The 11,989-nt window shown below is 64.8% G+C and carries 13 protein-coding genes; 6 read left to right on the top strand and 7 right to left on the bottom strand.

All coding sequences use genetic code 11. The features are described from left to right. Nucleotides 1-10 precede the first annotated feature (10 nt). The 4 genes from LK540_RS15025 to LK540_RS15010 all read right to left on the bottom strand — a co-directional run bounded on the left by LK540_RS15025 (nt 11) and on the right by LK540_RS15010 (nt 2,605). The gene (locus LK540_RS15025) at nt 11-220 is read right to left on the bottom strand and encodes a hypothetical protein (protein ID WP_229438113.1); all 210 of its coding nucleotides are present in this window, start codon (nt 218-220) and stop codon (nt 11-13) included. Nucleotides 221-262: 42 nt separating this feature from the next. Next, nucleotides 263-1,036: a BPSS1780 family membrane protein gene (locus tag LK540_RS15020; RefSeq protein WP_229438112.1), complete on the bottom strand. Its 774-nt coding sequence runs from the start codon at nt 1,034-1,036 to the stop codon at nt 263-265. A gap of 12 nt (nt 1,037-1,048) precedes the next feature. After that, nucleotides 1,049-2,008, bottom strand: a complete 960-nt coding sequence (locus LK540_RS15015; protein WP_229438111.1) for a homoserine kinase — start codon at nt 2,006-2,008, stop codon at nt 1,049-1,051. A gap of 66 nt (nt 2,009-2,074) precedes the next feature. Further along, nucleotides 2,075-2,605 (bottom strand): hypothetical protein, encoded by a 531-nt coding sequence (locus tag LK540_RS15010; RefSeq protein ID WP_229438110.1) that lies wholly within the window; start codon nt 2,603-2,605, stop codon nt 2,075-2,077. Nucleotides 2,606-2,794: 189 nt separating this feature from the next. Here LK540_RS15010 and polA point away from each other — a divergent pair, with 189 nt between their 5' ends. Beyond that, entirely contained in the window at nt 2,795-5,542 is a 2,748-nt protein-coding gene (gene polA, locus LK540_RS15005) for a DNA polymerase I (RefSeq protein WP_229438109.1), read from the top strand. Between the two features lie 154 nt (nt 5,543-5,696). Here the strand turns inward: polA and LK540_RS15000 are convergent, their stop codons facing one another. Beyond that, nucleotides 5,697-6,281, bottom strand: coding sequence for a PEP-CTERM sorting domain-containing protein (locus LK540_RS15000; protein WP_229438108.1), 585 nt, complete (start codon nt 6,279-6,281; stop codon nt 5,697-5,699). Nucleotides 6,282-6,510: 229 nt separating this feature from the next. Between LK540_RS15000 and LK540_RS14995 the strand changes: the two genes are divergently transcribed. The 5 genes from LK540_RS14995 (at nt 6,511) to LK540_RS14975 (ending at nt 9,979) form a co-directional block, all read left to right on the top strand. Then, nucleotides 6,511-6,813: a hypothetical protein gene (locus tag LK540_RS14995; RefSeq protein WP_229438107.1), complete on the top strand. Its 303-nt coding sequence runs from the start codon at nt 6,511-6,513 to the stop codon at nt 6,811-6,813. Nucleotides 6,814-6,843: 30 nt separating this feature from the next. Further along, entirely contained in the window at nt 6,844-7,542 is a 699-nt protein-coding gene (locus tag LK540_RS14990) for a hypothetical protein (RefSeq protein WP_229438106.1), read from the top strand. A gap of 109 nt (nt 7,543-7,651) precedes the next feature. Continuing rightward, entirely contained in the window at nt 7,652-8,536 is an 885-nt protein-coding gene (locus tag LK540_RS14985; RefSeq protein ID WP_229438105.1) for a dienelactone hydrolase family protein, read from the top strand. A gap of 124 nt (nt 8,537-8,660) precedes the next feature. After that, nucleotides 8,661-9,395: a ZIP family metal transporter gene (locus LK540_RS14980; RefSeq protein ID WP_229438234.1), complete on the top strand. Its 735-nt coding sequence runs from the start codon at nt 8,661-8,663 to the stop codon at nt 9,393-9,395. 44 nt (nt 9,396-9,439) lie between these two features. Continuing rightward, on the top strand, nt 9,440-9,979 hold the full coding sequence (locus LK540_RS14975) for a putative glycolipid-binding domain-containing protein (protein WP_229438104.1): 540 nt from the start codon (nt 9,440-9,442) through the stop codon (nt 9,977-9,979). 196 nt (nt 9,980-10,175) lie between these two features. Here the strand turns inward: LK540_RS14975 and LK540_RS14970 are convergent, their stop codons facing one another. Further along, the gene (locus tag LK540_RS14970; protein WP_229438103.1) at nt 10,176-11,027 is read right to left on the bottom strand and encodes a sulfurtransferase; all 852 of its coding nucleotides are present in this window, start codon (nt 11,025-11,027) and stop codon (nt 10,176-10,178) included. 8 nt (nt 11,028-11,035) lie between these two features. Then, nucleotides 11,036-11,968, bottom strand: a complete 933-nt coding sequence (locus tag LK540_RS14965) for a DMT family transporter (RefSeq protein ID WP_229438102.1) — start codon at nt 11,966-11,968, stop codon at nt 11,036-11,038. Between the last annotated feature and the right edge of the window lie 21 nt (nt 11,969-11,989).

Below are 11,989 nucleotides of genomic sequence, written 5' to 3'. Positions count from 1 at the left end.
CGGAGATCGCTCAGGCGTCGCTGTCAGCCTGGCGGCGCCTGAGGATGCCGCCGATGCCCAGCATGAGTACGGTGAACACGACCATGGCGCCGCTTGCCATGCGTTGCTGGCTGTCGCTCCATGCACTGAAGGCATCGAGTGCGCTGTGGCCGCCCACCATGGCGAGGTAGAAGCCGCCGATGGTCAGGGCTAACGCCAGAAGCAAACTCAGCAAACGCATGCGCATTCCTTTGCAGTAGTAGTCACGACAAGAATAAAAAGCTTATTTGCTCAGGTCAACCGGCTTGGCGTCGCTGTCTGCCGGTTTGCCGAAGATGTGGCGGTAGGCGGCGTAGAGCGCGCACTGGAGCAGCAGCATGAACAGGAAGGCCACCCAGGTCACGGCGACGAATGCCGCCTTGCCGCCGCCGAGCAGGATCAGCAGGGTCATGAAGACCGCGAACATGATCCCGAACCAGGACAACAGCAGCACCAGGAACACGCGCAGGTTCCTGAACACCGCGAAGAAACTGTAGAACACGGCCTTGCCGGGCCCCATCTGCTGCCAGTAGGCCAGCGGTGCGGCAAAGGCCAGGGCGATCAGCGTAACGATGTACATCGTGCGGATGAACATGAGGGTCAGCATGGCCCCGAACGGCACCTGCGCCTGCTGGGCGTCTTTCATCTCGAGCGATTGCGGTATCTGCTGGTAGATCGCGGGATCGACGAGCACGCGTTCGAGCAATCCGAGTACCAGCCAGGCGGCCACGTAGATCAGGCCGACCTTGCACAGCCGCAGCAGCACCGGCTGGCGGAAACCGGTCAGCAGCACGGCGGGCGTGACGCGCTGTCCGTTCTCGATCATCAGGCAAGCCATCATGACCGCCATCGAGAGCGAGGGGATCAGCACGTTCGTGGCCACGCTCAGCACGGGAATGACGCCGACCACGGCGGCGAACAGGATGTTGGCGAAGAGCAGGGTGGTGAGGGCGGCGGGCTGCTTTCGGAACAGGCCGACGCCTTCCTTGAACCAGATCCAGCCGGTATTTGCAGGCATGTTATTCATTGTTCAGGCTGCCAATCCCGGCGCCGGGGTGGCAATACGTTCGCGCAAGATGCGTTCGAAATGGGTAGGGTCGTGCGGCGTCAGCAGCTCGGCGGCGCGCGGCACGTGCAGATCGTACAGGCGCGACAGCCAGAAGCGCAGCGCGGCGGCGCGCAGCAGCAGCGGCCAGGCGGCGGCTTCGTCTTCGGTGAACGGGCGCACGGCGCGGTAGGCGTCGAGCAGGGCGCGCACGCGCGCGTCGTCGAGACGGCCGCTGCCCAGGTTGATGCACCAGTCGTTGACGGTGACGGCCAGGTCGAACAGCCAGGTGTCGACGCCGGCAAAATAAAAATCGAAGCAGCCGGTCAGTTTATCGCCGACGAACATCACGTTGTTGCGGAACAGGTCGGCATGCACCGGGCCGCGCGGCAGGCGCGCATAGGCCGGGCTGGCGGCATGTTCCTCTTGCAGGGCAATTTCTTCGCGCAAGAGACGGGCGTTGTCGGCGGACAGGTGCGGCAGCACGGCCGGCGCGGTGGCGCGCCACCAGTCCAGGCCGCGCAGGTTGGGCTGGCTCAGCGGAAAGTCCTGCGCCGCCAGGTGCATGCGCGCCAGCATGGCGCCGACTTCCGCGCAGTGCACGGGCTGCGGGTCCATCTGCGAACTGCCGGCCAGCTTGCTGACGATGGCGGCCGGCTTGCCGTGCAGGGCCACCACCAGTTCGCCATCGGCGTTCGCCACCGGCGCCGGCACCGGAATGCCGCGCTCGGCCAGGTGGCGCATCAGCTGGATGTAGAAGGGAAGCTGGTCGAAATCCAGGTTCTCGAAAACGGTGAGCACGTAGTCGCCGCGCTCGGTCGTCAGGAAGAAATTGCTGTTTTCAATGCCGGAGGCGATGCCGTCGAGCGCCAAAGCCTGGCCAAGGGGAAACTGCTTGATCCACTGGGTGAGGTCATCCAGTGTGACCGCGGTGAAAACTGCCATCGTGGGAGCAACAAGAAAAGGTCGATGCGGAGGGTGCGAGGCGCCATGCGCCCCGCGGTGGGTGGTTCAGCGGCCGTTGGCAGGCAGCGGTGGCGGCGGCGGAATGTCGGCCGGCCTGGTCATTGGCACCGTTGCTGCCGGCACCTTGCCGGCAGGTGCGCCGCTGGCCGGCTTTGCCGGGGTGGCGTCGTTCGCGGCGGCCTCGGCAGCCTCCGCGCCAGCCGCCTTTTTCTTGGCGTTGAGGTCGAATTCCATGACTTTCCATTGCGGCGCGCGGAAGCCGCTGCTCTGGGCGTCGCCGGGCTGGGCATTGCCGGGCGCGGTGTTCGGACGCAGGATGTAATTGCTGCGGCCGCTTTGCACTTCGATCTCGGTGACGTTGCCGTCGTTGCCGCGCTTTTCAGTAATCTGGGTGCCGCGGCGCGGTTCGATGGTCGTGGCCGGCACATCGCTGCCCGGCTCGATGCGTTCGGTAACCGGCGGTTGTGCCGTTTGCCCCGCAGTTTGACCAGCGGCGGCCTGTTGCGCCACGGCGGTGCCGGTGTAGGCAAGCAGGGCGAGGGACAGACTGGCAAAGCGGGTAATTGTGCGCGACATGATGATCACCTTGTATCGTTTGGACCATTGTAACAAACAGATACCGTTCCCTGTGAAAAGTGTGCCGTGTGTTCCACGGATGTGTCCCCATATAGAAGGAACAGTCACGGCAGCGTTGTGCTTTCTTCATGGCGGATTCTGCGATAATGGCTCCCACTTTGGCCCCCGGCCGGCTTCACCAAATTTCCTATGCAAAATACCCTGCTCCTGGTTGACGGTTCCAGCTACCTCTACCGCGCCTACCACGCCTTGCCCGACCTGCGCAGCCCCGACGGTTTTCCGACCGGCGCCATGCACGGCATGGTCAACATGCTGCGCCGCCTGCGTGCCGACTATCCGGCCGCCTACATTGCCTGCGTGTTCGATGCCAAAGGCAAGACCTTCCGCGACGACATGTACCCAGAGTACAAAGCGACGCGCGCCTCGATGCCGGAAGACCTGGGCAAGCAGATCGCTCCCATTCACGAAGCGGTGCGCCACCTCGGCTGGCCGATCCTGATGGTCGAAGGCGTGGAAGCCGACGATGTGATCGGCACCCTGGCCGTGCAGGCCGCCGCCAAGGGCATGAACACCATTGTTTCCACCGGCGACAAGGACCTGGCGCAACTGGTCAACGACAAGGTCATGCTCATCAATACGATGAGCAACGAAAAGCTCGACGAAGCCGGCGTGCTCGCCAAGTTCGGCGTGGCGCCGAACCGCATCATCGACTACCTGACCCTGATCGGCGACACCGTCGACAACGTGCCCGGCGTGAACAAGTGCGGCCCGAAGACGGCGCTGAAATGGCTGGCCCTGCACGGCTCGCTCGACGGCGTGATGGAGAACGCGCACAGCATCGGCGGCGCCGTGGGCGAAAACCTGCGCACCGCACTGGAATGGCTGCCCAAGGGCCGCGAACTGATCACCGTCAAAACCGACTGCGACCTGGTGAACCACGTGGTGTCGATCGAGGAAAGCCTGGTCGGCCGTCCGGAAGACAAGGACGCCCTGCGCGAGTTCTTCCAGCGCTATGGCTTCAAGACCATGCTGCGCGAACTGTCGCAAGGCCCCGGCGTGGGTGCGCCGGCCGCCCCTGGCCTGAACTCGCCGGAAGGCGCGCAAGACACCCTGCCGGGCATGCCGATCATCAAGGGCGAGTACGAACTCGTCACCACCTGGGAGCAGCTCGATAAATGGCTGGCCCTGGTGGATGCGGCCGAGTTGACTTCGGTCGATACCGAAACTACCTCGCTGGAACCGATGACGGCGCAGATGGTCGGCATTTCGCTGTCGGTGGAAGCGGGCAAGGGCGCCTACATCCCGCTGGCGCACCGCTATGCCGGCGTGCCCGAGCAATTGCCGCGCGAAGAGGTGCTGGAACGCATGCGCTCCTGGCTGGAAAATCCCGCCAAGCCCAAGCTGGGCCAGAACCTGAAGTACGACATGCACATCTTTAATAACCATGGGATCACGCTGCAGGGCATCGTCCACGACACGCTGCTGCAGTCGTATGTGTTCGAATCGCACAAGCCGCACGACATGGACACCATGGCGATGCGCCACCTCGGCTACACCACGATTCCCTTCGTGGACGTGTGCGGCAAGGGCGCCAACATGATCTGCTTCGACCAGGTGGAACTCGAGCGCGCCAAGGAATACGCGGCCGAGGATTCCGACATCACTCTGCGCCTGCACCAGACCATGCTGCCGCACGTGCAGGAAAATGCTGGCCTGACCTATATCTACGAAAAGATCGAGCTGCCGACCCAGATCGTGCTGCAAAAGATCGAGCGCAACGGCGTGCTGATCGACGTCGAAAAGCTTGATAAACAGTCGCGCGAACTCGGCGCCCGCCTGATGGAGCTGGAGCAGCAGGCCTATGAATTGGCCGAGGGGCCGTTCAACCTCGGCTCGCCGAAACAGATCGGCGAAATCTTCTTTGGCAAGCTGCAGCTGCCGGTCATCAAGAAGACCGCCACCGGCGCGCCGTCGACCGACGAAGAGGTGCTGCAAAAGCTGGCCGAGGATTACCCGCTGCCGAAGGTGCTGCTGGAACACCGCGGCATGGCCAAGCTGAAGTCGACCTATACCGACAAGCTGCCGAAGATGGTCAACCAGTCCACCGGCCGCGTGCATACGAATTATGCGCAGGCGGTGGCGATTACCGGGCGCCTGGCCTCGAACGATCCGAATCTGCAGAACATTCCGGTGCGCACCGCTGAGGGGCGCCGCATCCGCGAGGCGTTTGTCGCGCCGCCGGGCAGCGTGATCGTCTCGGCCGACTATTCGCAGATCGAACTGCGCATCATGGCCCATATTTCGGGCGACGAAGCGATGCTGCGTGCGTTTGCCGAAGGCGAGGACATCCACCGCGCCACGGCGGCCGAGATCTTCGGCATTCCGCCGGAAGAGGTGCAGTCCGAGCAGCGCCGCTACGCCAAGGTCATCAACTTCGGCCTGATCTACGGCATGAGCGCCTTCGGGCTGGCCGCGAACCTGCAGATCGAGCGCTCGGCGGCGGCCAATTACATCGACCGCTACTTCGCGCGCTTCTCGGGCGTGAAGCAGTACATGGACGAAACGCGCCTGGCTGCCAAGTCGCGCGGCTACGTGGAGACCGTGTTCGGCCGCCGTTTGTGGCTGCCGGAGATTAATTCGCCGAACGGTCCGCGCCGGGCTGGCGCCGAACGCGCGGCGATCAATGCGCCGATGCAGGGCACGGCGGCCGACCTCATCAAGCTGGCGATGATCGCGGTGCAGGGCTGGCTGGAAGCCGAGAAATTGGGCACGCGCATGGTCATGCAGGTGCACGATGAACTGGTGCTCGAGGTGCCGGAAGGCGAGCTGGAGCTGGTCAAGCAGAAGCTGCCGGAGCTGATGGCGGGCGTGGCGCAGTTGAAGGTGCCGCTGGTGGCCGAGACTGGTGTCGGCAGCAACTGGGAGGAAGCTCACTGAGCTTGCGCGCACTGCGCTTGCGCCTGTCAGGCCGCCAGGGCCTTTGTCCGTTTGCTGGCGGAGCGTAGCACGCGTGGACGGAAGACCCGTCCACCCTAGGTGTTGGCAATCTCGCCGCTAACACCGCCACCATCGCCACGCCTCCGCGCAGGCATCAATAACGACGGCGCCGTCCCGCGACCATCAGGACAGCGGCGCCGCCGAGCAGCATGACCGACGTTGCCGGCTCCGGCACCGCCGACACCACGCCGTTGCCCGACGCGGCGATCTCGACCCAGCCCTGCATTGCCCCCGGCCCGAAGCTGCCGGCCGAGCTGGCGAGCCGCGCCTCGGCACTGTCGCCTTCCCACACCCAGGCTTCGTCCGGGCGCCCGGCTTCGCTGCCCACCGTGACCAGCAGCTCTGCCGCCGCACGCGTGCCCGCGCCAAAGGTGGCCAGGTGCGCGTTGGCGAAGAAGGTCACGCCCGTGTTCGGCGACAGGATGAAGTGGAAGCGCGCACGGTCCCAGGCATAGTCCGCCGTGCCCCAGATGCCGGCGCCGGCGCTGGCCTGCATGGCGCCGCCGACGCCGTTCTCCCAGGTCAGCCAGGGCGTGACATCGTCGAATTCGTCGAGGTCGACCAGTTCGTAGCCATCCAGGCTGATGGTGCCGCTGGCGCCGGTTTGCGCGAGTGCGGGCTGGGCCAGGACCGAGGCAAGGACGGCGGCGACGCCGGCGAGGCGAGCAAGACTTTTCATGTGGAATTCTCCTGTTGGGAAGGGGCGCGCCAGGCGGGCGCGAGAGCTCGCCGACTATAGACGAGGGCTCCCTGGTCCCTCCTAGCGAGGCGCAAGCTTCCTGGTAAAACGGCCACCTGAGTGCACTGTTTCGAGTTTTGTCGATAGGACATTCGGTCTATGGAACTTGTATTCGTGGTAACGAATAATGAGCGCTTCTTTCTTCCTTACCTCGACCATGGAGTCCTGAATGCGTTTGCCTACCTTCCCGCTTGCCGCCGCGTGCGCCGTCCTGTCCATCACGCTCGCGGGCTGCTCGACCGTGGCCGAGAAGACCAACTTCCTGTCCGACGAATCGATCAAGTCCAAGGTGGCGGGCACCCTCGGCCACGATCCCGCATCGCTGACCCTGGTCAACCGCCGTACCGATGGCACCAATACCTATGTCACCGTGCGCACTAACAACAAGAAGGAGTTTGCCTGCACCTTGAACGGCGGCAACCTGCTCAGCGCCGGCCTCGTCAATCCGCCAAGCTGCACGCCGAAGGCGTGATGTCCTCTGTCCATTAACCCAAGAGCGACCATGGCCAAGATCGACGCTTCGTATACCAAGACCGTCGGCCCCGACGGCGTGACCTTCCGCATCGTGCCGGCCACGTCCCCGGACGCGGGCTTTTCCTTCGCGCGCCTGTTCCTGGCCGCGTTTCCCGCATACGCCGCGGTGGCCATCGTCGGCGGCATCTTCGGTTCGGTCGTTCTCGGCCTGCTGTCCATGTTCGGCGAGGGCTTCGTCAAGCTGATCGGCGGCCTGCTCACGCTGGTCATGGCCGGGCTGTTCTTCTATGCCTGGTTCCTGTGCTACCGCTGGCTCAGCCGCTGGATCCTGCGCAAGGGCGCCGAAGGGCGGCATGCCTACGACACCGGGCTGCTGGTGAATGCCGAAGGCATCACGGTGCTGCAGACGAAGCAGTTCCTGCGCCATGAAGACATCCATCGCCTGGTGATCAAGAATGCCTTCGACAACACGCTCGACATTCCGCTCACCGGCTACGTGGCCGCCGGCAGCCCGATGGTCGTGGGCGCGGCGGCAGCGGCGAATGCGATGACGAATTCGGTGGCCATGCTGGCCAACCACAAGCGGCGGGTCGCGGCGCGGGTCGGCTTCATCGTCACGGCGGAAGCGGGCGGCGTGGCGCACCGGATCGCCGGCGGGCTGACCGAGGTGTGCGCGCACGGGGTCATGACCGACATCGGCCGCGCCCTGCGCGACGAGATCCGGTAGGAGAGCTGCCCGGGACGCTCTTCCGGACACGAGCACGCTCGGGCATGCACGCGCATCCATGTCACTGTAAGATAGTCAGCCTTACAACTCATGACCGAAGGGGATGCACATGAAGGACCTCGTACAAGACGGCGACAGCCTGGTTGCCAAGACCGCGTTCGAAGACGGCGTCGACCGCCGCGTGTTCCTGAAGGCAGCCGTCGGCAGCGGTTTCGCCGCCGCCACCCTGCCGGTCATGGCGCAATCCATGATCCAGACCGATACGAGCGGCCTGTCCGCCGGCGACCACATCATCGTCATCAACGGCCAGGACGTGCCGGTCTACCGCGCCCAGCCGGAAGGCCGCTCGAACCTGCCGGTGGTGCTGGTGATCTCGGAAATCTTCGGCGTGCACGAGCACATCAAGGACGTGGCGCGCCGCTTCGCCAAAGCCGGCTACCTGGCCATCGCGCCGGACCTGTTCGTACGCCAGGGCGACCCGACCAAGGTCGCGAATATCGCCGACCTGATGAAGGACATCATCTCGAAAACACCGGACGCCCAGGTCATGTCCGACCTCGACACGGTGGTCAACTGGGCCAGGCAGCGCGGCGGCGACATCGAGCGCCTGGGCATCACGGGTTTCTGCTGGGGCGGCCGCATCACCTGGCTGTACGCGGCGCACAACCCGAAGGTCAAGGCCGGTGTGGCCTGGTATGGCCGCCTGACGGGCGACGCCACCGCCAATTCGCCGAAGCACCCGGTCGACGTGGCGCAAGGCCTGAAGGTGCCGGTGCTGGGCCTGTACGGCGGCAAGGACACCGGCATTCCGCTGGAATCGGTCGAGCGCATGAAGACCGAACTGGCCAAGGGCAACAGCCGCTCCGAGATCGTCGTGTTCCAGAATTCGGGCCACGCCTTCCATGCGGATTACCGCCCGAGCTACAACGAAGCCGATGCCAAGGATGGCTGGAAGCGCGCGCTGAACTGGTTTGCCAAGCACGGCGTGGCCTGAGTTCGGGCGTCGGAAAGGCGCGTAGCGGCCTGTGCGGGTACAATGTCCGGTTTGCTACGCGCAGCACGTCCAGAACAAGAGGCTTCAAATCGACCCGATTCTCATCCACATCCTGCTGGCGACCCTGATCGCCGGCGTCGTCAGCATCTCGGCCGCGGCTTTGTTCTCCTTCACGCTGCTCTCCAAAATGGTGGAGCGGCTGGTGAGCCTGTCCGTCGGCATCATGCTGTCGACGTCGCTGCTGCATGCCTTGCCGGAAGCCTTCGATTCCGACGCGAGTCCGCAGAAGCTGTTCGCGACCCTGCTGGCGGGCTTGCTCACCTTCTTCATGCTGGAAAAGCTGGCGCTGCTGCGCCACTCGCACCACCACGAGGGCGACGGCCACCACCACGCGCACGGCCACGACGCCAGGGAGGCCGGCAAGTCGGGCTGGATGATCCTGATCGGCGACGGCATGCACAACTTCACCGACGGCATCCTGATCGCGGCCGCCTTCCTGGCCAATCCGGAGCTGGGCATCGTCACCGCGCTGGCGATCGTCGCGCACGAGATCCCGACCGAGATCGGCGACTTCATCGTGCTGCTCAATGCCGGCTTCTCGCGCATGCGTGCGTATGTGTTCAATCTCCTGTGCAGCCTGCTCGCCGTGGCCGGCGGCCTGCTCGGCTACTTCACGCTCGACCGCGCCAGCGGGCTGATTCCGTATGTGCTGGTGTTCGCTTCGTCGGGCTTCATCTACATTGCCGTGAGCGACCTGATGCCGCAGATGCAGCGCCGCGCAACCGTCAAGGAATCGGTGCCGCAGGTGCTGTTGATTGGACTTGGCGTTATCATTGTGCTCTTCCTGACCGGGCGCTGACGCATTGAGGCAGGCCCGGCCGCACTTGATGCGAGGGGCTTGCCATGAAAAGCTATCGTTGGATTCCCGAGACCGGCTCCGGTCTCGAACACCTGGTACTCCGACAGACGAACGAAGGCGTGATCGCGCAGGGCGTGGTGATCGGCGGGCGCTACGGCGAAGACTACGGCGCCAGCTACCGCATCGCCTGCGACGCTGCCTGGCGCGTGCGGCATGCCATCGTCGATGTGGCCGGCGGCGGGCACCTGGAATTGTTTGCCGATGGCGACGGGCAGTGGCGCGGCGGGGATGGCGCGGTCATCGAGGCGCTGGCCGGCTGCATCGACATCGACCTGACGGCCAGCTGCTTTACCAACACGCTACCGGTCCGCCGCCTGGGCGACTCGCTCGGCGAGCGGCAGGTCATCGACGTGGCCTGGGTGTGGATTCCCGAGCTGAAAGTGGAGAGGGCGCCGCAGGCGTACACGCGGCTGGGGATGAATGCGTATCGCTTCGAGAGCCTGGGCAGCGATTTCAGGGCGGACCTGCGGGTCGATGACGACGGCCTGGTCGAGCTGTATCCTGGCCTGTTCAAACGCGCGTAGGGTGGGTTCTTGAACCCACCATGTGTGAACCGAGAATACGCCCGGTGGGTTCGAGAACCCACCCTACGGTTTCGACGGGGTTGGTAGGGTGGACTCCCGAGTCCACGCTGTAGAACGGCAGAGAGTCGAAGCGCTTCGCGAAGCGGTAGGGAGCGCGAAGGTACGACCGCGTGGACACAGGTGTCCACCCTACGGATCATGAGTCCGTTGCCACCGGTCGAGAAGGATCGCTGCTCCACTCACTCCACGACCCCGGATACAAGGCCGCGCCTTTCAATCCCGCCACCTCCAGCGCCAGCAGGTTGTGACACGCCGTCACCCCCGACCCGCACTGCATGATCGCATCCGCCGGCGCGCCGATCACCGCGCCGAATTCCTCGCGCAGTTGCTCGGCCGCCTTGAAGCGTCCATCCGGCTGCAGGTTGTCCTTGAAGAAGCGGTTCTTCGCCCCCGGAATATGCCCGCCCACCGGATCGATCGTTTCGTTCTCGCCGCGGAAGCGGTCCGCCGCGCGCGCATCCACGACCGTGCGTTTCGCGCTCTCGATATTCTCCAGCACCTCGGCCACCGTCACCGTCGGCACGAACGGTGCACCCACTTCGACCGACCCATGCGGCTTGCTGACAACCTCGGTGACGACCGGCTGCCCAAGCGCCTGCCACGCCGGCAGTCCGCCATCGAGCACCGCCGCCGCCTCGTGTCCAATCCAGCGCAGCAGCCACCACAAACGCGCCGCGTACATGCCGCCATGCGCGTCGTAGGCCACGACCTGGGTGCCGCTATTTACGCCCCAGCCACGCAAGACCTCGACCAGCGCTTCCTTCGACGGCAGCGGATGCCGCCCCTTGAACACGCCATCCTCGCCACGCTTCGGCCCCGACAGCTCCGTCTCCATGTTCGCGAACACGGCGCCCGGCAAATGCCCGGCCGCATAGGCTTCACGCCCATACGCCAGGTTGACGAGGTCATGCCGGCAATCGACGATCACCCAGTCAGGTGCATCGATATGTGCGGCCAGGTCGGCGGCGGAAATCAGGGTCGTGTACATGGCAGGCCTCACAGTTCGCTGGCGATGGGATCCGTTTTTTCGGTGACGGCGCCGCGCGCCGTGCTGCGCGTATTGTAGAACGTCGCCGCAATGCCGGACGCCAGGATCACGGCTATGCCCAGCCACACGTGCCAATCGAAGCGGTCGCCCCAGAGCAGCAGGCCCCACATGCTGGAAAACACGATGCCGGTGTACTGCAGGTTCGCCACCACCAGCACCTTGCCGACGCGGTAGGCGCGGGTCATGGCCATCTGCGCCATCAGGGCCGCACCGCCGATCGCCAGCAGCAGCAGGCCGCCGTACAGCGTGTGGCTATGGAAGGGCGTGAAGTTTAACCCTGCGCCCGCGCCATCGCCGCTGACCACGCCGACGAAGCCAGCCACCGCGGTCGTCGCCGAAAAATAAAACACCACGCGGTACTCCGGCTCGCCCATCTGGCCGAGTTTGCGCACCTGCATGTAGGCCATCGCCGAGATGACCGACGAACAGAGACCGGCCAGCCCGCCCAGCCACTGGTTCGATTCCACGGCCGGCTGCAGCACCAGCGTGACGCCGAAGAAGCTGGCGCCCACGGCCAGCACCAGCGGCCATTCGGCGTGCTTGGTCTTGGTCCACCAGCCCATCAGGAACATCCAGGCCGCGATCCAGATCGGCGCCATGTAGTTCAGGGTCATGGCGGTGGCCAGCGGCAGTTTTGAAATGGCGAAGAACCACAGCCACAGCGACGTGACGCCGACCGCGCTGCGCCACAAATGGGCTTTCGGGAAGGGAGTGCGGAAGGTGCCGCCGCGATGGCGCACGATCATGAAGAGGATGACGGCGCCGATCAGGCCGCGGTAGAAGAGGAGTTCGGAGGTGGTGTAGAACTCGGAAGCCAGCTTCACGCCCGCGCCCATGGCGGCAAACGCAAAGCTGGCGAACAGCATCCAGAGTGAAGGCATTACATTCCTGGGTTGTACTAC

It is taken from the genome of Massilia sp. IC2-278 (assembly GCF_020708045.1).
Classification (GTDB): Bacteria; Pseudomonadota; Gammaproteobacteria; order Burkholderiales; family Burkholderiaceae_D; genus Telluria.
Note: the sequence above shows the minus strand (reverse complement) of the source record. Positions and strands in the feature narration are given on the sequence as shown.

Excerpts from the sequence above, each read along its gene's own strand:
- LK540_RS15025 (WP_229438113.1), bottom strand. The coding sequence starts at position 220 with ATGCGTTTGCTGAGTTTGCTTCTGGCGTTAGCCCTGACCATCGGCGGC.
- LK540_RS15020 (WP_229438112.1), bottom strand. The coding sequence starts at position 1,036 with ATGCCTGCAAATACCGGCTGGATCTGGTTCAAGGAAGGCGTCGGCCTG.
- LK540_RS15015 (WP_229438111.1), bottom strand. The coding sequence starts at position 2,008 with ATGGCAGTTTTCACCGCGGTCACACTGGATGACCTCACCCAGTGGATC.
- LK540_RS15010 (WP_229438110.1), bottom strand. The coding sequence starts at position 2,605 with ATGTCGCGCACAATTACCCGCTTTGCCAGTCTGTCCCTCGCCCTGCTT.
- polA (WP_229438109.1), top strand. The coding sequence starts at position 2,795 with ATGCAAAATACCCTGCTCCTGGTTGACGGTTCCAGCTACCTCTACCGC.
- LK540_RS15000 (WP_229438108.1), bottom strand. The coding sequence starts at position 6,281 with ATGAAAAGTCTTGCTCGCCTCGCCGGCGTCGCCGCCGTCCTTGCCTCG.
- LK540_RS14995 (WP_229438107.1), top strand. The coding sequence starts at position 6,511 with ATGCGTTTGCCTACCTTCCCGCTTGCCGCCGCGTGCGCCGTCCTGTCC.
- LK540_RS14990 (WP_229438106.1), top strand. The coding sequence starts at position 6,844 with ATGGCCAAGATCGACGCTTCGTATACCAAGACCGTCGGCCCCGACGGC.
- LK540_RS14985 (WP_229438105.1), top strand. The coding sequence starts at position 7,652 with ATGAAGGACCTCGTACAAGACGGCGACAGCCTGGTTGCCAAGACCGCG.
- LK540_RS14975 (WP_229438104.1), top strand. The coding sequence starts at position 9,440 with ATGAAAAGCTATCGTTGGATTCCCGAGACCGGCTCCGGTCTCGAACAC.
- LK540_RS14970 (WP_229438103.1), bottom strand. The coding sequence starts at position 11,027 with ATGTACACGACCCTGATTTCCGCCGCCGACCTGGCCGCACATATCGAT.
- LK540_RS14965 (WP_229438102.1), bottom strand. The coding sequence starts at position 11,968 with ATGCCTTCACTCTGGATGCTGTTCGCCAGCTTTGCGTTTGCCGCCATG.